This is a genomic window from Cyanobium sp. LEGE 06113, assembly GCF_015207615.1.
The window spans coordinates 1-18,234 of sequence record NZ_JADEWM010000009.1 but is presented as its reverse complement, the minus strand read 5'-3'; the positions used below and the strand labels follow the sequence as shown (position 1 = coordinate 18,234).

Genomic DNA, 18,234 nt, shown 5'->3' with positions numbered 1-18,234 from the left:
ACACCGGCGGCGGTGGTGACCCAGGGCATGATCGATGCAGGGAGAACGCTTCCGCTGCGCCCGTTGCTTCCCGCCACCCTCCGTCCGCCAGCCCGTGCCCGACACCGCCCTTCTCGACACCGCTCTGCCCGAGGCCATGACCGCTTCCCCGCGCGCGGCCCTGCTGGTGCTCGCCGACGGCACCCTGTTGCGCGGTGAGGCCTTCGGCGCCGTGGGCACGGCCATCGGCGAGGTGGTGTTCAACACCGGCATGACCGGTTACCAGGAGGTGATGACCGATCCGAGCTACTCCGGCCAGCTCGTGACCTTCACCTACCCCGAACTGGGCAACACCGGCGTCAACGCCGCCGATCAGGAAGCCCCCCGGCCCCATGTGCGCGGCGTGATCGCCCGCCAGCTGGCGCCCGTGGCCAGCAACTGGCGGGCCGAGGCCAGCCTCGACTCCTGGCTGCAGCAGCACGGCGTGGTGGGCATCCGTGGCGTTGACACCCGGGCCCTGGTGCGCCATCTGCGCGAAGGCGGAGCGATCAATGGGGCGATCAGCAGCGATGGCCGCTCTGCCCAGGAACTGCTGGCCGAGATCACGGCGGCACCGTCGATGGAGGGGCTGGATCTGGCCTCCAGGGTCAGCACCCCTGAGCCCTACACCTGGACCTCCACCTGCCAGGCCGGCTTCGACGAGCGGCTCCAGCCCAGCCCCGACCAGCGCTACCGGGTGGTGGCGATCGATTTCGGCATCAAGCGCGCCATCCTCGATCGCCTCGTGGCCCACGGCTGCGACGTCACCGTGCTGCCCTCCAGCTCCACCCTGGAGCAGGTGCTGGCCCACCGCCCCGAGGGGGTGTTCCTCTCCAATGGCCCCGGCGACCCCGCGGCCGTCACCACGGGCGTGGAGCTGGTGACGGGCCTCCTGAAGCAGGCCGATCTGCCCCTGTTCGGCATCTGCATGGGCCACCAGATCCTGGCCCTGGCCCTGGGGGGACGGAGCTTCAAGCTCGGCTACGGGCACCGGGGCCTCAACCATCCCTGCGGCAGTCCGGGCCAGGTGGAGATCACCAGCCAGAACCACGGTTTTGCCATCGCGGCCGACTCCCTGCCGCCGGAGCGGGTGTCGATCACCCACCTCAACCTCAACGACGGCACCCTGGCCGCTCTGGCCCTGCGCGACCAGCCGGTGTTCGGCATCCAGTACCACCCGGAGGCCAGCCCGGGCCCCCACGACGCCGACCATCACTTCGGCCGCTTCGCCGGCCTGATGGCCGAGCGCCGGGCCTGAAGCCCCAGCCCAGGCGCACTTTTGTTGTGGCTTGCTGCAAGAGCGGTGGACCTCTCTACACTCCCCGCAGTCACGTCTTGGGGGCAGTGCTATCACCGACCTGCAGCGTCTCACGGTGTCTCTTCGCGGCGGCTTTGAGCAGCAGGCCCGCTGTCAGTTGTTCCGTTTCACGGGCCAGCTGGATGCCTATTCCGACAAGCAATTCGGCACGTTCATCGCCGAGCATCGCAGCCCGGGCCAGCCCCTGGTGGTTGATCTGAGCAGCATCGACTTCATCGATTCCTCAGGACTCGGCGCCCTGGTGCAGCTCGCCAAACAGTGCAACACCGACAAGCAGCAGTTCCTGGTGGTGGGCAATGCCCGGGTGGTACAGACCGTGAAGCTGGTGCGCCTCGAGGAGTTCCTGCACCTGCAGCCCGACCTGCCCACAGCCCTTGAGCGCCTCGCCCCCTGAGCCGGCCGTCCCAGCCCGGTTGAGCTGGTTGGCGGATCTGCAGGCCCGCCCCCCTGACTCAGACCTGGGCCCGCTGCAGCTGGCCTGGCTCGGCGATGCCGTGTGGGAACTGCACCAGCGGCTGGAGCGCTGCCGCACGCCGGCCCGGGCCAGGGATCTGCATCGGCAGGTGGTGGACGAGGTGCGCGCAGAAGCCCAGGCGCGGCTGCTGGCCAAGCTGGAGCCTCGGCTGACGCCGGCGGAAGCGGATCTGGTGCGCCGGGCCCGCAACCGCGCCGGCCGCGGACCGCGCGGCAGCGACCCAGCCACCTATGCCAGGGCCACGGGTTTTGAGGCCTTGCTGGGCTGGCTGTTCCTGCACGATCCGCCCCGGCTGGTCGTGCTGCTAGATCACTTGCAGCACCACAACCCCTGATCGCACAGACCATGAGCCCTCGATTTGATCGCCGTCCGGACAAGCGGACGGGCAGTGGGGGCCGAGGGGCCGCGCGCCGGGCCGGGATGGAGGGCGTCTGTATGGCCGCGACCGGGAGCGCTCCAAGGGGGGCTCCAGAGAGGGGCCCCGCGAGGGCAGTCGCCCTGGCCGGGACGACGCGGCGGAAGGTCGCAGCCGAGCAGCCGACTCGGGCTGGGAGCGCGCCCGTCCTGCGGCCGCCCGCCGGCTCGGAGGCCCCCGCAGCCAGGGGGAGCGCAGCTCCTTCTCGCGCCGCAGTCCGGATCGCCCTGGCAGCGCGGCCGTTCCAGCTGGAACCGGGAGGGGCCGCCCCGAGACGGCGCCGCCGCCGGCGGCAGCCGCGACTGGAGCCGCCCGCCCGCCCGCCGTGAGAGCAGCAGCCGTGGTCCGGCCCGCAGCTACAGCGGCCCACGTCGCCCCGGAAGCTCCGAGCGCCCCGCCCGGGTGGTGGCGGTGGACGCCGACCAGGCCCGTCCCCTGCCGGAGGCCGAGCGCCATGGCGAGGACAGGACCCCGGATGACCTGATCTGGGGCCGCCATCCAGCCCAGGCGGCCCTGGAGGGCGGTCGGCCGGTGCACCGCATCTGGTGCACGCCGGAGCTGCGCTTCAGCCCACGCTTTCTGCAGTTGCTGCGGGAGGCCAAGGCCTCGGGTGTGCTGGTGGAGGAGGTCACCTGGGCCCGGCTCGGCCAGCTCACCGGCGGCGCCGTGCACCAGGGCATCGTGCTGCAGGTCGCTGCCGCCGAAACCCTCGACCTCACCTCCCTGATCGAGGGCTGCCGCACGGTGGGCGAGCCGCCCTTGCTGATGGCCCTCGATGGCATCACCGACCCCCACAACCTCGGCGCCATCGCCCGCAGCGCCGAGGCCCTGGGAGCCCACGGCATGGTGCTGCCCCAACGCCGCAGTGCCGGCCTGACCGGCTCGGTGGCGAAGGTGGCCGCCGGCGCCCTGGAGCACCTGCCGGTAGCCCGGGTGGTGAACCTCAACCGGGCCCTCGAGACCCTGAAGGAGGAGGGCTACCGCGTGGTGGGCCTGGCGTCCGAGGGCACGGTGAGCCTGGAGCAGGCCGACCTGGAGGGTCCGCTGGTGATCGTCACCGGTTCCGAATCCGACGGCCTGGCGATGCTCACCCGCAAGCACTGCGACCAGCTGGTGAGCATCCCGCTGCGGGGCGCCACCCCCAGCCTCAACGCCTCGGTGGCCACGGCGATGTTGCTGTACGAGGTGGCCCGCCGCGGCTGGATGCAGGGCCTCAAGGGGGGCCAACCCGCGCCCCGGCTGCGTCGGCCCCAGCTGCCGGTGCCCCAGCCGCTCGCCGAGGCCCAGCCCTCTGCTCTCGATGCGACTCCTGCTGAGGAACAGACCCTGGAGTCGGTTGCGCCTGAGGCGACCGAACCGCAGGAGCTCTCGGCAGCCTTGCCAGAGGCTCTCTCAGAGGTGTTGTCGGTGCTCGAGTCAGAAGGGCTGATCCAGGCCGATTCCGTGGAGCAGCCCGAAGTCCTGTCTGAGCCCAGCTCTGGGCCCCAGCCCATGGCTGAGCCCAGCTCAGATCCGGCCTTCGGCTCCGACATCACCCTCTGAGCCCGGTCTGGGAGGAGCCGTCCCAGCGGACGGGCACAATGGGCGCTTGAGAGGCTTCTGTGCATGAACCTGCTGCTCTGGCCTTTGCGCAGCTGCGCCAACGGTCTGGGTCTGGCCTGGTGGGGACGGGTTCGTACCCAGTCTCCCGAGGTCACGTACTGGTTCGGCCCCTTTCTGCGGCGCAGCAGCCTCGAGGCCCGGCTGCCGGCCTTTGTGGCCGACCTGCAGGCCGAAGCGCCCGGTTCCCTGGACGTGCAGCTGCTGCGCCTCCGCCGCGGCGAGCCGCTCACTGAGGTTGGCTGATAGCGTCGCCGCAAGCACCTGAGCGGTTGGATGGGTATCGCCGAATGGCGTGGGCAGCTGGAGCGGGGCGAGGTGTCGGCCCGGGAGCTCACGGACCGCCATCTGGCCCGGATCGACGCCGTGGACGGCACCGTGAAGGCCTTCCTCACCGTGACGGCTGAACGGGCACGGGCCGATGCCGACCGCGTCGATGCCGCCCGGGCCGCGGGCGAGCCGCTGCCTCCCCTGGCCGGGATTCCGCTGGCGATCAAGGACAACCTCTGCACCGCCGGCATCGCCACCACCTGCTCCAGCCGCATGCTGGAGGGCTTCGTGCCGCCCTACGAGTCCACCGTGACCGAACGGCTCTGGCAGGCCGGCGCGGTGCTGGTCGGCAAGACCAATCTCGATGAGTTCGCCATGGGCAGCTCCACCGAGACATCCGCCTTCGGGCCCAGCCACAACCCCTGGAACCCCGAGACGGTGCCTGGTGGCAGTTCGGGTGGCAGCGCCGCCGCCGTGGCCGCCGGCGAGTGCCTCGGTGCCCTCGGCTCCGACACGGGCGGTTCGATCCGTCAGCCCGCCTCCTTCTGCGGCGTGGTGGGGTTGAAGCCCACCTACGGCCGCGTCAGCCGCTACGGGCTGGTGGCCTTCGCCAGCTCCCTCGATCAGGTGGGCCCCTTCAGCCGCAGCGTTGCCGATGCGGCGGAACTGCTGCAGGTGATCGCCGGCCCCGATCCCCGCGACTCCACCTGCCTGCGCCTGCCGGTGCCCGACTACCGCGCCGCGCTGCAGCAGCCGGTGGCGGGGCTGCGGGTGGGCATCGTGCGCGAGTGCCTGGAGGCCGAGGGCCTGGCCCCCGAGGTGAAGGCGTCGGTGCTGGAGGCCGCCGCCACCCTGGAGCGGCAGGGCTGCGAGCTGGTGGAGGTGAGCTGCCCCCGCTTCAACGACGGCATCGCCACCTACTACGTGATTGCCCCGTCGGAGGCCTCGGCCAACCTGGCCCGCTACGACGGCGTCAAGTATGGCTATCGGGCCGAAGGGGCCGCCAACCTGGCCGAGATGACCGCCCGCAGCCGCGCCGAGGGCTTCGGCGATGAAGTGCAGCGCCGCATCCTGATCGGCACCTATGCCCTCTCGGCCGGCTATGTGGATGCCTACTACAAGAAGGCCCAGCAGGTGCGCACCCTGATCCGGCGGGACTTCGACCGGGCCTTCGAGGCGGTGGATGTGCTGCTCACCCCCACCTCCCCCACCACCGCCTTCGGCTTCGGCGCCCACACCGACGACCCCCTGGCCATGTACCTGGCCGACCTGCTCACGATCCCGGCCAACATGGCCGGCCTGCCGGCGGTCAGCCTGCCCTGCGGCTTTGACGAGCGCGGCCTGCCGATCGGCGTGCAGCTGATCACCAACGTGCTGGAGGAGGGTCTGCTGCTGCAGGTGGCGCACCACTACGAGCTGGCCGCCAGGGTGATGGAGCGCCGTCCTGAGGCGGCCCTGGCCGTCTGAGCCATCCCACCCCAGATCTGGTGGTGCGGCCCTACTCTGACCACCACAGATGCGGTTGTCCGTGGCCTTCGTCCCCCTCCACAACCACAGCGACTACAGCCTTCTGGATGGGGCCAGCCAGCTGCCGGCCATGGTGGAGCGGGCCGTGGCCCTGGGCATGCCGGCCCTGGCCCTCACCGACCACGGCGTCATGTATGGCGCCATTGAACTGCTGAAGCTCTGCGCCAGGGCCGGCATCAAGCCGATCATCGGCAATGAGATGTACGTGATCAACGGCTCTCTGGACGATCCCAACCCGCCCAAGAAGGAGCGGCGGTATCACCTGGTGGTGCTGGCCAAGAACGCGGTGGGCTACCGCAATCTGGTGAAGCTCACCTCCCTCAGCCACCTGCGCGGCATGCGCGGCCGGGGCATCTTCGCGAGGGCCTGCATCGACAAGCAGCTGCTGCGCCAGCACAGCGAGGGGCTGATCGTGGCCACGGCCTGCCTGGGCGGCGAGATCCCCCAGGCGATCCTGCGGGGCCGGCCCGAGGTGGCCCGCGAGGTGGCGGCCTGGTACCAGGAGGTGTTCGGCGACGACTTCTACCTCGAGATCCAGGACCATGGCGGCCTTGAAGACCGCATCGTCAACAGCGGCATCGCCCGCATCGGCGCCGAGCTGGGCATTGAGCTGATCGCCACCAACGACGCCCACTACCTCAGCGTGGGGGATGTGGAGGCCCATGACGCCCTGCTGTGTGTGCTCACCGGCAAGCTGATCAGCGATGAGAAGCGGCTGCGCTACACCGGCACGGAATACATCAAGAGCGAGGCCGAGATGCTCGGCCTGTTCGCCGATCACCTGGAGCCGGAGCTGATCCAGCGGGCGGTGGCCAACACGGCCCGGGTGGCCGAGAAGGTGGACGACTACGACATCCTGGGCCGCTACCAGATGCCCCGTTTCCCGATTCCGGAGGGCCACACCGCCGTGAGCTATCTCACCAGCGTGGCGGAGCAGGGCCTGCGCGATCGGCTGGAGCTGGCCGCCGGGGCGCCTTTCGATCCTGCCTATGGCGAACGGCTGCACTTCGAGCTGCAGGTGATGGAGCAGATGGGCTTCCCCACCTATTTCCTGGTGGTGTGGGACTACATCCGCTTCGCCCGCGACAGTGGCATCTCAGTGGGGCCGGGACGGGGCTCGGCGGCGGGTTCCCTGGTGGCCTATGCCCTGGGCATCACCAACATCGATCCGGTGGTGCATGGGTTGCTGTTCGAGCGTTTCCTCAACCCGGAGCGCAAGTCGATGCCTGACATCGACACCGACTTCTGCATCGAGCGCCGCGGCGAGGTGATCGATTACGTGACCCAGCGCTACGGCGAAGACAAGGTGGCCCAGATCATCACCTTCAACCGCATGACCTCCAAGGCCGTGCTCAAGGACGTGGCCCGGGTGCTGGATATTCCCTATGGCGACGCCGACCGGCTGGCCAAGCTGATCCCGGTGGTGCGCGGCAAACCGGCCAAGCTCAAGGAGATGATCGGCCCTGAATCGCCGGCGCCGGAATTCCGCGAGAAGTACGAGAGGGATCCGCAGGTGCGCCGCTGGGTGGACATGGCGATGCGCATCGAGGGCACCAACAAGACCTTCGGCGTGCACGCCGCCGGCGTGGTGATCGCCGCCGATCCCCTCGATCAGCTGGTGCCGCTGCAGCGCAACAACGACGGCCAGGTGATCACCCAGTACTTCATGGAAGACGTGGAGTCGATGGGGCTGCTGAAGATGGACTTCCTCGGCCTCAAGAACCTCACCATGATCGACAAGACCCTGGCCCTGGTGGAGGAGAGCACCGGCGCCCGGGTGGACCCCGACCGCCTTCCCCTCGATGATCCCGCCACCTACAGCCTGCTGGCCCGCGGCGATCTGGAGGGCATCTTCCAGCTGGAATCGAGTGGCATGCGCCAGATCGTGCGCGATCTGAAGCCCTCATCCCTGGAGGACATCTCTTCGATCCTGGCGCTCTACCGGCCAGGTCCCCTGGATGCGGGGCTGATTCCCAAATTCATCAATCGCAAGCACGGCCGCGAAGCGATTGAGGTGGTGCACGCGGCCCTGAAGCCGATCCTGAGCGAAACCTACGGGATCATGGTGTATCAGGAGCAGATCATGAAGATCGCCCAGGACCTGGCCGGCTATTCGCTCGGTGAGGCGGATCTGCTGCGCCGGGCGATGGGCAAGAAGAAGAAGAGTGAGATGGAGAAACACCAGAGCCTGTTTGTGAAAGGGGCCACCGATCGCGGTGTGGAGCCCCGGGTGGCCGAAACCCTGTTCGAGCAGATGGTGCTGTTCGCCGAGTACTGCTTCAACAAGAGCCACTCCACGGCCTATGGCGCCGTGACCTTCCAGACCGCCTACCTCAAGGCCCACTACCCGGTGGCCTACATGGCGGCGCTGCTCACGGTGAATGCCGGCGCCTCCGACAAGGTGCAGCGCTACATCGCCAACTGCAATGCCATGGGCATCGAGGTGATGCCCCCCGATGTGAATGCCTCCGGCATCGACTTCACGCCGGTGGGTGATCGCATCCTGTTCGGCCTCTCCGCTGTGCGCAATCTGGGCGATGGCGCCATCCGCCAGCTGCTGGAGAGCCGCAGCAGCGACGGCCCGTTCCAGGGCCTCGCCGATCTCTGCGACCGCATCCCCGGCCACCAGCTCAACCGCCGCGCCCTCGAGGCCCTGATCCACTCCGGCGCCCTCGATGCCCTCGAGCCCGCCGCCAACCGGGCCCAGCTGATGGCCGATCTGGATCTGGTGCTCGACTGGTCCAGCTCCCGGGCCAAGGACCGGGCCAGCGGCCAGGGCAACCTGTTCGACCTGATGGGCAGCGCCAGCGACCCGGGCCCTGACGCCGCCGCCGGCCGGGCCGATCTGAGCACGGCCCCGAAGGCCGCGCCAGTGAAGGACTACCCCCCCACCGAGAAGCTGCGGCTGGAGAAGGAGCTGGTGGGCTTCTACCTCTCGGACCATCCGCTCAAGCAGCTGGCCCGGCCGGTGAAACTGCTCTCACCGCTGGCCCTGGCCCACCTGGAGGAGCAGGCCGACAAGGCCAAGGTGAGTGCCGTGGTGATGGTGCCGGAGCTGCGCCAGGTGAACACCCGCAAGGGCGATCGCATGGCCGTGCTGCAGCTCGAAGACCTCACCGGCAGCTGCGAGGCCGTGGTGTTCCCGCGCAGCTACGCCCGCCTGGTCGACCACCTGATGGTGGATGCCCGCCTGCTGGTGTGGGCCACGGTGGATCGCCGCGATGACCGGGTGCAGCTGATCGTGGATGACTGCCGCTCGATCGATGACCTGCAGCTGCTGATGGTGGAGCTGCCCGCCGACCAGGCCGGCGACATCGCCATCCAGCACCGCCTGCGGGAATGCCTGCACCGGCACCGTCCGCCCCAGGACGAAGCCGGCCAGCGGGTGCCGGTGGTGGCCCTGGTGCAGCAGGGGGAGGCGGTGCGCTTCGTGCGGCTCGGGTCCCAGTTCTGCGTTTCCGATCCCGCCGCAGCCCTCGACACGCTCACGGCTGCGGCGTTTCAGGCGCGGATCAGCGCGCCCCTGCTGGCGGCCTAGCTGCCGCTGCGCAGGCTGCGCAGCGACTGGCGCAGACGGCCGATGTTCAGGCCCAGCTGCTCCTGGCCCAGCAGGCTGCCGGGCTGGTCTTCCCAGCTGGCGGAGAGCACGCCGTAGCTCAGGCCCACCAGCCCCAGCAGGAAGCAGCCGCCGGAGGCGGCCAGGGTGAGGCCGGGGGAGATGTCTGCGATCTGGCGGCTCACCAGCAGGTAGCTGCCCACGAACACCCCCATCCCCATCACGGTGGGGATGCCGGTGGCGATGGCCACCCGGCGTGCCATGCGATTGGCCACCACATCGGGAATGGCCCGGGCCGGGGCCTTCTTGCTCGGCACCGCGGCGGCTTTCTTGCTCGGAACAGCCGACGGCTTGGAGCGGCCGGAGGATGACCCCTTGCGGCTCGCGCGGGCGGCCGCGTCATCTCCCAACCCCTTACCGGCCATGGACTCGCTCTGCGGTGGCGTGCTGCTGGACGGCTTCAGCCGCGGATGCCGAGCTTGGCGATCAGATCGGCGTAGCGCTGCTGGCTGATGCCCTTGAGGTAGCCCAGCAGCCGCTTGCGGCGGCCGATCATCTTGAGCAGCCCCTGGCGGGAGGAGAAGTCGTGCTTGTTCTGCTGCAGATGGCCGGTGAGCTGGCTGATCCGCTCACTCAGCATCGCCACCTGAACCTCCACGGAACCGGTGTCGGTGCCATGGGTCTGGTGACCGTTGATCAGGTCCTGCTTCTGGGCGGTGGTGAGCGGCATGGAGTGTGGGAAGTGGCGGAGCGCGAGCCTGCAGCCTGGTGGCCCCGGCAGGGCCTGCCCCGGCCTCTGCGGTGCAAACCGATACTTTACCGCCCTGTCAGGCGGCGGATCGGGCCAGCCAGCGCAGGCAGCAGCGGATCCACTCCTCGGCGCTGGCGTCGGCGGCCAGCCCCTGGGCGGCCACGCCCCGCACGGCCCGGTGGATCTCCAGCCCCTCGTAGCCCAGGGCAGCGAGGGTGGCGTGCAGGTCGTCGCGGCTGCCGTCGCTGAGGGCGGGCAGGGGTTCGAGCTCGGCCTCGCCGCCCGGGCCCGGCCCGCCCAGGAAGCGCTCCTGCAGCCGCACCCGCAGCTCCACCGCCAGCCGCTCGGCGGTGCGCTTGCCCACCCCAGGCGCCTGGCAGAGCTGGCGCAGGTCGGCTTGCACGATCGCCAGCACCAGGGCGGTGGGCTCCAGCACCCCCAGCAGGCCCAGGGCCATCTGGGGCCCCACCCCGCTCACGGCCACCAGCTCCCGGAACAGATCCCGCTCCTGGCGCTCGGCAAAGCCGAACAGCGTCCAGCCGTCCTCGCGGATGCTCTGGTGGATGTGCAGGCCAAGGCTGCCGCCCTGGGGCGGCAGCCGCTGCCACTGGCGCTGGCTCACCTGCACCTCGTAGCCCACGCCGCCGCAGACCAGCAGCAGGCCGCAGCGCTTGTCGTGCTGCCACGGATCGGTGATGTCCCCTTGCAGCCAGCCGATCATGGGGGAAGTGAAACCGCCCCCATGCTGCCCGCCCTGCGGACCCTTGCCCAGCGGCTGCTGCCACCGCTGCTCTCACCGCTGCTCTGCCTGCTGCTGCTGTTGCCGATCAGCGGCTGCGGCGGCGTCGGCCAGCCGCCCCGGGGGGTGCTGCTGAGCGCCCTGGCCCTGCAGATCCAGCTCACCCAGGGGTCGATTGCCCAGTCGCTGGGTCTTGAGCCCGACGGCATTCCGGAAGTGAGCCGGGTGCGGGTGAGTGAGCAGCAGGCGGTGGCGATCGGCGAGGCCCGCGGCCTGCGGCTCAGCGGCAGCTTCGACTGGCGCCTGCCGGGGGACCGGGTGCGGGTGGACAGCCCCTTCGAGCTCTACCTGCAGCGCGGCGAGCGGGGCGAGAGCTGGCGGCTGGCCCGCCCCAGCGGCGCCATCGGCGGCGACACCCAGCTCTGGCTCACCGATCCCCTGCCGTCCTGAGCGGGAGCCCCTGATCCGGCAGGGCTGGAGCGCGGCACTGCAGCAGCTCGAGCACGGCATGCAGGAGGATCAGGCCCAAACAGATCACCAGCACCAGCTGCAGGTTGCTGCTGGCCAGGCCGGAGCTGGCGAAGGAGACCAGCATCAGTCCCAGGCCATAGAGCAGGGTGCAGGTGGCCCAGCAGCGGCGGTGCGCCTGGCTGGGGACGAAGTCGTGGATGCGCAGGTGGGTGAGGCTCACGATCATCCAGGTCCAGCAACCCAGCAGAAAGGAGCCCAGCACCACCAGCTCCTGGCTCTCTCCCCAGGCGAACAGGGCCGCCGCCGCCACCCCGGCCAGGGCCACCCCCACCAGACAGTGCCGGGTGGCCCAGGCGCGCGGCAAACACACCACCAGCAGGGAGCCGCCCATGGCACCGGCCCCGAAGATCGCCAGGCCGTGGCTGTCCGCCACCGGTCCGGCGCCGAAGCGCTGGCTGAGCAGCAGCGGCTCGTAGAACACGCTGGGCACCGACCCCATCGCCGCCACGGCGTAGGCCGCCGCCAACAGGATCAGGCCGGCGGGCCAGACGGCGCGGTGGGTCTGGCCCGGGGATGGCCCCGGCTGGCCCTTGGGACTGGCTGGGGACACCGGCGGATGCCGCCGGTTGCGCAGCAGCAGGGCCACGATCGGCAGGGAGAGCAGCAGGCTGAGGCCGGCCAGCAGGATCCAGGCAAGCCGGGGCGAGGAGGGGGCGAACAGCCCCACCGCCAGGGCCCCCAGCAGGCCACCCAGGCCCGCTCCTCCCATCACGATGGCCGTGCTCAGGCGCAGTTGCCTGGCCGGCACCCGCCGCAACGCCAGGCTCGGCACCCCGGTCATCAGCTGGGCCGCCGCCCAGCCCCCCACAAACCGCCAGACGGCCTGAGATCCCGTGCTGCTCCAGAACCCCTCGGCCAGCATCGAGACCACGGTCAGCACCAGGGCCAGGGCAATCACGCCAAGCACATGCTGGTGCCGGCGCAGCCGCGACTGGTGAAAACAGCCGATCAGATAGCCGATCAGATTGCCGCCGGAGAGGTCGCCGATCGAGGCTGTGTCGATCCAGCCGGCGGTGGCCATCTGCTTGGCCAGGATCGAGAAGTCGAAACGGGCCAGGCCGATGCCGATGGCGATGGCACAGGTGCCCGCCAGCACGTCCGCCCCGATGCCCAGCTCTGTTCTGGTGGTCATCCTCAGCCCGCCCGGATGCTGAGCAGGGTCGCACCCAGCACCAGGGCGGCGGCCAGCAGCAGGGAGGGAGCGAGGGTCTCCTGGAACCAGAACACGCCCCACAGCGCCGCCAGGGGCACCTGCACGTAGCTCATCGCCGTGGCCCGGCCCGCGGCCATGCCCATCAGCCCATAGGTGAGGCCCAGCTGCCCCAGCTGGGTGAACAGGCCCACCCCCAGCAGCCAGGCGAACTCCACGGCCGTGGGCTGCACCGGATCCAGCAGCACCAGGGGCAGGCTGATCGGCAGGGCCATCAGCGGGAAGTAGAACACCACCACCAGGGGATGCTCACTGCGGCGCAGGGCCCGCACGCTCACGTAGGCCAGGGCCGAGAGCAGGGCTCCGGCCAGGGCCAGCAGCAGGGGCAGCGTCGGCAGCTGGTCGGAGAGGGCCGCCAGCCCATCACCGGCCGGGATGGTGAGCACCCCCACCCCGAGCAGGCCCAGCAGCACAGCCCCTCCCACCCGCCAGCCGGGCCGTTCGCCCAGCAGCGGCCAGGCCAGCACCGCCGTGAAGGTGGGATGGAGGTACTGCAGCAGCGTGGCCACCGCCAGGGGCAGGCCGGCGATCGCCTGATAGATGCAGTAGAGCCCCGCTGTTCCCAGCAGACCCCGCCCCATCAGCAGCCCGCGGCGGTTGCCCCAGGGATCGATCCCGGCCCTGCCCAGCAGCCACCAGCTGATCAGCACGCTCACCACGGCCCGGGCCAGCACCACCTCCGACACCGGCAGGCGCCCGCCGAGGGCCTTGACGCACACCCCCATCAGGCTGAAGGCCAGGGCGCTGGCCAGCATCCACAGGGGCGCCCAGTTGTGGTGGTGTCCGGCAGAATGGGGGCGATCCAACCCCCATCGGTAGCGCCACTCCTTGAGCCAGCCCGCGCTCCATCCCCGCCTGCATCCGCGCACGATCGAGGCCGTCAAGGAGCGTGCGGACATCGTCGATGTGGTGGGAGAGCACGTGGTGCTCAAGAAGAAGGGGCGCGAGTTCGTGGGGATCTGCCCTTTCCACGACGACACATCGCCGTCGATGACGGTGTCGCCCGCCAAGCAGTTCTACTACTGCTTCTCCTGCGGCGCCGGCGGCAACGCCATCAAGTTCCTGATGGAGCTGCAGCGCCACAGCTTCAGTGATGTGGTGCTGGAGCTGGCGCGCAAGTACCAGCTGCCGGTGGAAACGCTGGATGGCCCCCAGCAGGAGCGGCTGCGCAAGCAGCTCTCCCGGCGCGAGCAGCTGCACCGGGTGCTGAGCCTGGCCTCGGGCTGGTTCCGCAGCCAGCTGCGTGCCCCGGGCGGGGCGGCCGCCCTGGCCTATCTGCGCGAGCAGCGGGGCCTCAGTGAGGGCACGATCGAGAGCTTCGAGCTGGGTTTTGCCCCCGACCGCTGGGATGGGCTGCTGAACCACCTGGTGCAGGTGGAGGGGGTGGCCCCGGAATGGCTGGAGGCCGCCGGTCTGGTGGCGGCCCGCAAGGGGGAGGCCGGCGACAGCCGCCGTGGGCACTACGACCGCTTCCGCGGCCGGGTGATGGTGCCGATCCGCGACCGCCAGGGGCGGGTGATCGGCTTCGGCGGCCGCAGCCTTGAGGGCGGCGAGCCCAAATACCTCAACTCCCCGGAAACGGAGGTGTTCGAGAAGGGGCAGCACCTGTTCGGCCTGGATCGGGCCGCCAACGAGATCCGCCGCGATGACCGGGCGGTGGTGGTGGAGGGCTACTTCGATGTGATCGCCCTGCATGCCGCCGGCATCACCAATGCGGTGGCCTCCCTGGGCACGGCCCTCAGCCGCCAGCAGATCACCCAGCTGTGCCGCTGCTGCGAGAGCCGCCGCCTGATCCTCAACTTCGACAGCGACGGCGCCGGCGTGAGGGCGGCCCAGCGGGCGATCGGCGAGGTGGAGCAGCTGGCGCTGCAGGGGCAGCTGGAGCTGCGGGTGCTGCACCTGCCCGCCGGCAAGGATCCCGATGAATTCCTGAAGCAGAACGGCGCCGGTGATTACCGCGCCCTGCTGGATCAGGCGCCCCAGTGGCTCGACTGGCAGATCGCCCAGGTGCTGGAGGGCAAGGACCTGGCCCGCTCGGATCAGTTCCAGCAGGCCGTGAGCGCCCTGGTGGCCCTGCTCGGCAAGCTGCCCCAGAGCGCCGTGCGCAGCCACTACCTGCAACAGGTGGCCGAGCGGCTCAGCGGCGGCCAGGCGAGGCTGGCGATCCAGCTGGAGGACGACCTGCGCCAGCAGGTGAAGGGCCAGCGCTGGCACGGCCGCTCCCAGAAGTGGGAGCAGCCCGGTGAGGCAGGTCTGCGGGAGCGGGCCGAGGCGGAGGTGCTGCGGCTCTACCTGCACTGCCCGCCGGAACGGCCCCGCATCCGCGCCGAGCTGCGCCGCCATGAGCTGGAGGACTTCGGCCTGGCCCACCACCGCCAGCTCTGGGCCGCCATCTGCTCCCTGGAGGAGGACAACCTGGGCGCCGGCCGGCTGGAGGCGGTGAGCCGCGGCCTCGATCCTGGCCTCGATCTGGCCGACCTGGAGCTGCCCCGCCTGCTCAGCGACCAGCTGCTGGTGGAGGAGAGCAGCCTGCTGACACGGCTCACGCCCCTGATCGAGCCCAGCGAACTGCAGCAGCTGCAGCTGGGCCAGCCGCAACTGCAGCTGCGCGGCGCCCTGGCCTCATTGGAGCGCCAGCGCAGCCTGAAGCGCTGCCGGCATCTGCTCGACGCCTGGAGCAGCCAGCGGCTGGAAACCCTGGAGCGCTGCATCGCCCGCCTGCTGCAGTTGGAGCGCAGCGAAGAGGATGCCGGCCTGGTGCCGATCAGCGACATGGAGGGCCGCATCGAGCAGCTGTTCGCCGAGCTCAACAGCGACGCCCTGCGCTTTCAGGAGCTGTATTACAACGAGCGCCGCTACCTCGAGGCCCTCGACGCCAGGCGGCGGGCGGGCTATGCCGAGCTGGAGGCCGGCTCGGCTGAGTCGAGCAGCAGCGACTTGACGGTGGCGGCGATCGGCACGGCGGTGATCACCCCGTAGAAACTGGCGAGGGTGGCGCCCACCATCACCGAAAACAGGATCACGATCGGGTTGAGGCCGGTGAGCTTGCCCAGCAGCCGCGGCGGCAGCACGTTCTCGATCACCTGATCCACCACGATCAGCACGGCGAAGATGCGCAGCCCCAGCCAGAAGCTCTTGAGCATGAACAGCACACTGAACAACAGGATGCCGAGGATGGCCCCGAACGGGATGAAGCCCATCAGACCGATGCTCACCCCTGAAAGGATGGGGAACGGCGCCCTCAGCAGCCACAGGGTGGGTGTGAGTACAGCCATCAGCACAGCTGAGAGGATGAGCTGGTTGAAGATGTAGCTGTTGAAGTTGCGGCGCAGCACGGCCAGTGCCTTGAGGCCGTTGTCGCCAGGCAGCCAGGAGGTGAGGCAGTTGCGCACGAAATCACCGCCATAGATCAGGAAGAAGATCGTGAGCACAAACAGGAAGAAGAGGCTGAAGAAGTTCCCCAGCGATCCGGTGATGAAGGCGGGGATGTTGAGCAGCAATCCCTCCAGCTGCGCGGTGAGCCCCGCCGCCAGGCCCTCGATGATTTCGCTGACCTCGATCGGCACGCCCAGATAGGAGGCCCTGCCCCTGACGGCGTCGAGCTGCTGGGCGGTGGCGGAGATCCACTCCGGCAGCACCTGCGTGAAGGCCAGAAACCGCACCACCAGAAGCGGCAGCAGGGTGGCGGCGATCAGGCCGGCCAGGGCCAGGAACAGCCCCACCACCAAACCGATCGCCCAGCTGCGCCCCAGCCCCAGGCGCCGCTGCAGCAGGCGCACCGGCAGGTTGAGGATCAACGCGATCACCCCGGCGAGGATGAAGGTGGAAGCGATGCCCTCAAAGGCCCTGTAGAGCGAGGCGAACACCCACAGGTTCAGCACCACGAGCGGGAAGGACAGCCCCAGCACCAGCGGGCGGGGCAGGCCGGAGGGCAGGGGCATGGGGAAGGTCTCCTGGGCAGGGGCTGGTGGCGGCATCATGGCCGCTGGCCAACGCTCAGGGCTCCCGCCGCTGGAACCGGTAGCCGTCGTAGCTGAAGCTGGTCGCCCGGCCGTCGGGGCTGGTGTTGAAGGTCTCGCCGTCCCAGGGGGTGAGTGGGGCCCGGTAGCGGGCCGCTCCCGCCAGCACCTCCAGGGCTCCCTCCTGCTCTGCCACCGTCCAGGTGCCGAACAGGGGGTTCTCTGGTTGCGGCGTCCACCCCACTGCCGGGGGCATAGCCCGGCAGACCGTCGCCGGCCCGGGCGGCGGGCAGGGCGGCGGGCAGGGGGGCTGCCAGAGCCAGGGCGGCGAGCCCAAACAATGGCGTCAGGGTCCGAACCACGGGCCTCGGCAGCAACGAAGGCTTGGAGGGGGCTTGGGCCGACCCTGCATTCCAGGCAGCTGTGGTGCTGCAGGTTGACCATGGCCATGCGGTGACCTGCCTGGCGCCCCTTGACTTCGGCGGCCCGGACCTGGGCGAGCGGGTGCTGGCGGGCGATCGGGAGGATGCCATTCTTGAGCATCTCATTGATGCTGCCTGACGACTTCCGGGGCGCTTACAACATCAATGAGATGAATTCGTCGATCAATGTGAAACGGAATCTCAGGGTCAGCGACAGCTGGCCGTTCCCGCCTTCTGGGTAGACAGCAAGGCGGCAGTGCCCAGAATCGGTAGACCTGAAGCCACCCGTTCGATCTTCGATGCCACTCCGCTCAGCCAGCGAATTTCCTGTGAGTCCAGAGCCTGAGGCGCTGCAGGACACCTATCAGGCTGTCGCGCGGCCCTGGTGTCGGCCAACCGCTCCCGCGGGATCCTCAAGGCCCAGAGCGATCGCCGTGGGGTGGTGATCTCTGAGCTGCAACGGGAGTTGGTGGAGCTGGAGAGAGATCTGGCTGATGAGGCCCGGACCAAGGCGCGGCTCCATGCCCTCAACGCCAGGCTCGGCAGCGTGATCCGCGAGCTGGAGGAAACGGGCGATGCGATGGTGGGACTGATTGAGGAGAGCGAACGCCAAAGCGGCTTCTGGCTGGTGGAGATGTTCCGGCGGTTGATCCAACAGGCGAGGCGCTGGCGCACGGTGAAAGCCAAGGCCGCTGCGATCCAGCCTGGCGGCTACGACCAGCTCGGTGAAACGCCATGAGCGCTCGGCCTTCGATCGCCGATCTGCTGGAGCAGACCAACAGGGAACTGGCTGGCACCGATGCCCGGGTGTACCGCCGGATGGCAGACCATCTGCAGCGCTCCAGTGCTGCCCTGGATGACCTCCGGGATCCCCAGCCTGTAGACCACAGCAACCCAAGGGCCTTGCTGGGCAAGGGGAGTTTTCTGCAGCAGTCGGTGGCCAGCCTCAAGCGGCTGTGCAAGGAGCACAGGATCAAGGGCACCTCCAAGCTCAGGAAGGCTGATCTGGCCAAGGTTCTCGAACGCCATGGCGTGACGCCCCCATCGCCGCCCCTGGAGAGCTTCACGAAGAAGGAATTGATTGCTCTGGTGCGGCAGCTGCTGGAGCAGGGCTGAAGGATGTAGACCCGGCGCGGGCTGGGCACGGTGGTGGAGTGTGACGCCTACGAGAAGGTCATCCTGTTCGGCTCGTTAGCCCGTGGTGATGCCCTTCGAGGGTCGCTACAGGGGGGGGGGATCCGGTCGTGCGCGAGGCGCTCGACTCGCCATCGGCCGCTCGCCCTCATGGCTCACGTCGTCGGCAAAACCAAGGCAGTGTGTCCGACGACAATCTGGTTGAGGGGTCGCGCCAAACAGGTTGACCGCTCTGGAGTGGATCAGCTGAATCCGGTTGCCATGCGCAGGGCACCGGGCCATGCCTGCTCCCCTCAACGCTCACCAGATT

At 69.5% G+C, this 18,234-nt stretch carries 19 protein-coding genes; 12 read left to right on the top strand and 7 right to left on the bottom strand.

Features of this window, described 5'->3' with window-relative positions; all coding sequences use genetic code 11:
- The first annotated feature begins 136 nt into the window (after window positions 1–136).
- The 7 genes from carA (at window position 137) to IQ220_RS13430 (ending at window position 9,160) form a co-directional block, all read left to right on the top strand.
- Window positions 137–1,276, top strand: a complete 1,140-nt coding sequence (gene carA / locus IQ220_RS13460; RefSeq protein WP_193815661.1) for a glutamine-hydrolyzing carbamoyl-phosphate synthase small subunit — start codon at window positions 137–139, stop codon at window positions 1,274–1,276.
- A gap of 115 nt (window positions 1,277–1,391) precedes the next feature.
- Entirely contained in the window at window positions 1,392–1,730 is a 339-nt protein-coding gene (locus tag IQ220_RS13455; RefSeq protein ID WP_370561729.1) for an STAS domain-containing protein, read from the top strand.
- Window positions 1,711–2,145, top strand: coding sequence for a ribonuclease III domain-containing protein (locus tag IQ220_RS13450; protein ID WP_370566483.1), 435 nt, complete (start codon window positions 1,711–1,713; stop codon window positions 2,143–2,145). The genes IQ220_RS13455 and IQ220_RS13450 overlap by 20 nt, the downstream gene beginning before the upstream one ends.
- A 486-nt stretch (window positions 2,146–2,631) precedes the next feature.
- Window positions 2,632–3,768, top strand: coding sequence for a 23S rRNA (guanosine(2251)-2'-O)-methyltransferase RlmB (gene rlmB, locus IQ220_RS13445; RefSeq protein ID WP_370566482.1), 1,137 nt, complete (start codon window positions 2,632–2,634; stop codon window positions 3,766–3,768).
- Window positions 3,769–3,831: 63 nt separating this feature from the next.
- On the top strand, window positions 3,832–4,071 hold the full coding sequence (locus IQ220_RS13440; RefSeq protein ID WP_186699950.1) for a DUF1816 domain-containing protein: 240 nt from the start codon (window positions 3,832–3,834) through the stop codon (window positions 4,069–4,071).
- 30 nt (window positions 4,072–4,101) lie between these two features.
- Window positions 4,102–5,562, top strand: coding sequence for an Asp-tRNA(Asn)/Glu-tRNA(Gln) amidotransferase subunit GatA (gene gatA / locus IQ220_RS13435; protein WP_193915703.1), 1,461 nt, complete (start codon window positions 4,102–4,104; stop codon window positions 5,560–5,562).
- A gap of 61 nt (window positions 5,563–5,623) precedes the next feature.
- On the top strand, window positions 5,624–9,160 hold the full coding sequence (locus IQ220_RS13430; protein ID WP_193915700.1) for a DNA polymerase III subunit alpha: 3,537 nt from the start codon (window positions 5,624–5,626) through the stop codon (window positions 9,158–9,160).
- Here the strand turns inward: IQ220_RS13430 and IQ220_RS13425 are convergent.
- From IQ220_RS13425 to ruvA, 3 genes are all read right to left on the bottom strand, one after another.
- Entirely contained in the window at window positions 9,157–9,603 is a 447-nt protein-coding gene (locus IQ220_RS13425; protein ID WP_186699947.1) for a PAM68 family protein, read from the bottom strand. The two genes, IQ220_RS13430 and IQ220_RS13425, sit on opposite strands and share 4 nt — an antisense overlap.
- A gap of 35 nt (window positions 9,604–9,638) precedes the next feature.
- A complete protein-coding gene (gene rpsO / locus IQ220_RS13420; protein WP_186699945.1) occupies window positions 9,639–9,908 on the bottom strand; it encodes a 30S ribosomal protein S15 in 270 nt (89 codons plus the stop codon).
- A 97-nt stretch (window positions 9,909–10,005) separates the two neighbouring features.
- Window positions 10,006–10,650 (bottom strand): Holliday junction branch migration protein RuvA, encoded by a 645-nt coding sequence (gene ruvA / locus IQ220_RS13415; protein WP_193915697.1) that lies wholly within the window; start codon window positions 10,648–10,650, stop codon window positions 10,006–10,008.
- 21 nt (window positions 10,651–10,671) lie between these two features.
- On the opposite strand from ruvA, the gene IQ220_RS13410 reads away from it, so the two are divergent.
- Window positions 10,672–11,118 carry a hypothetical protein gene (locus IQ220_RS13410; protein ID WP_193915694.1) on the top strand — a complete coding sequence of 149 codons (447 nt, stop codon included), beginning with the start codon at window positions 10,672–10,674 and terminating at the stop codon, window positions 11,116–11,118.
- Here the strand turns inward: IQ220_RS13410 and IQ220_RS13405 are convergent.
- Window positions 11,096–12,331 carry a YbfB/YjiJ family MFS transporter gene (locus IQ220_RS13405; protein WP_193915691.1) on the bottom strand — a complete coding sequence of 412 codons (1,236 nt, stop codon included), beginning with the start codon at window positions 12,329–12,331 and terminating at the stop codon, window positions 11,096–11,098. The two genes, IQ220_RS13410 and IQ220_RS13405, sit on opposite strands and share 23 nt — an antisense overlap.
- Before the next feature lie 2 nt (window positions 12,332–12,333).
- A complete protein-coding gene (locus IQ220_RS13400) occupies window positions 12,334–13,308 on the bottom strand; it encodes a DMT family transporter (protein WP_370566481.1) in 975 nt (324 codons plus the stop codon).
- On the opposite strand from IQ220_RS13400, the gene dnaG reads away from it, so the two are divergent.
- On the top strand, window positions 13,238–15,388 hold the full coding sequence (gene dnaG / locus IQ220_RS13395) for a DNA primase (protein WP_193915685.1): 2,151 nt from the start codon (window positions 13,238–13,240) through the stop codon (window positions 15,386–15,388). The two genes, IQ220_RS13400 and dnaG, sit on opposite strands and share 71 nt — an antisense overlap.
- On the opposite strand, the gene IQ220_RS13390 is transcribed toward dnaG, so the two are convergent.
- Both IQ220_RS13390 and IQ220_RS13385 read right to left on the bottom strand, forming a co-directional pair.
- Window positions 15,301–16,350 (bottom strand): AI-2E family transporter, encoded by a 1,050-nt coding sequence (locus tag IQ220_RS13390; RefSeq protein WP_193915682.1) that lies wholly within the window; start codon window positions 16,348–16,350, stop codon window positions 15,301–15,303. The genes dnaG and IQ220_RS13390 overlap by 88 nt on opposite strands.
- A 55-nt stretch (window positions 16,351–16,405) precedes the next feature.
- The gene (locus tag IQ220_RS13385; RefSeq protein ID WP_193915679.1) at window positions 16,406–16,624 is read right to left on the bottom strand and encodes a hypothetical protein; all 219 of its coding nucleotides are present in this window, start codon (window positions 16,622–16,624) and stop codon (window positions 16,406–16,408) included.
- A gap of 170 nt (window positions 16,625–16,794) precedes the next feature.
- Between IQ220_RS13385 and IQ220_RS16140 the strand changes: the two genes are divergently transcribed.
- The 3 genes from IQ220_RS16140 (at window position 16,795) to IQ220_RS13375 (ending at window position 17,906) form a co-directional block, all read left to right on the top strand.
- Window positions 16,795–16,929, top strand: a complete 135-nt coding sequence (locus IQ220_RS16140) for a hypothetical protein (protein WP_255510977.1) — start codon at window positions 16,795–16,797, stop codon at window positions 16,927–16,929.
- A gap of 246 nt (window positions 16,930–17,175) precedes the next feature.
- Window positions 17,176–17,529, top strand: coding sequence for a hypothetical protein (locus IQ220_RS13380; RefSeq protein WP_228009231.1), 354 nt, complete (start codon window positions 17,176–17,178; stop codon window positions 17,527–17,529).
- A complete protein-coding gene (locus tag IQ220_RS13375) occupies window positions 17,526–17,906 on the top strand; it encodes a hypothetical protein (RefSeq protein ID WP_193915676.1) in 381 nt (126 codons plus the stop codon). Before IQ220_RS13380 ends, IQ220_RS13375 begins: the two co-directional genes overlap by 4 nt.
- Window positions 17,907–18,234: the final 328 nt, after the last annotated feature.

Bases quoted from the DNA above. Each gene is read 5' to 3' on its own strand.
- IQ220_RS13390 (WP_193915682.1), bottom strand. From the start codon at position 16,350: ATGCCCCTGCCCTCCGGCCTGCCCCGCCCGCTGGTGCTGGGGCTGTCC.
- IQ220_RS13400 (WP_370566481.1), bottom strand. From the start codon at position 13,308: ATGTCCGCACGCTCCTTGACGGCCTCGATCGTGCGCGGATGCAGGCGG.
- IQ220_RS13440 (WP_186699950.1), top strand. From the start codon at position 3,832: ATGAACCTGCTGCTCTGGCCTTTGCGCAGCTGCGCCAACGGTCTGGGT.
- IQ220_RS13425 (WP_186699947.1), bottom strand. From the start codon at position 9,603: ATGGCCGGTAAGGGGTTGGGAGATGACGCGGCCGCCCGCGCGAGCCGC.
- IQ220_RS13385 (WP_193915679.1), bottom strand. From the start codon at position 16,624: ATGCCCCCGGCAGTGGGGTGGACGCCGCAACCAGAGAACCCCCTGTTC.
- IQ220_RS13375 (WP_193915676.1), top strand. From the start codon at position 17,526: ATGAGCGCTCGGCCTTCGATCGCCGATCTGCTGGAGCAGACCAACAGG.
- rpsO (WP_186699945.1), bottom strand. From the start codon at position 9,908: ATGCCGCTCACCACCGCCCAGAAGCAGGACCTGATCAACGGTCACCAG.
- carA (WP_193815661.1), top strand. From the start codon at position 137: ATGACCGCTTCCCCGCGCGCGGCCCTGCTGGTGCTCGCCGACGGCACC.
- IQ220_RS13410 (WP_193915694.1), top strand. From the start codon at position 10,672: ATGCTGCCCGCCCTGCGGACCCTTGCCCAGCGGCTGCTGCCACCGCTG.
- IQ220_RS13405 (WP_193915691.1), bottom strand. From the start codon at position 12,331: ATGACCACCAGAACAGAGCTGGGCATCGGGGCGGACGTGCTGGCGGGC.
- gatA (WP_193915703.1), top strand. From the start codon at position 4,102: ATGGGTATCGCCGAATGGCGTGGGCAGCTGGAGCGGGGCGAGGTGTCG.
- ruvA (WP_193915697.1), bottom strand. From the start codon at position 10,650: ATGATCGGCTGGCTGCAAGGGGACATCACCGATCCGTGGCAGCACGAC.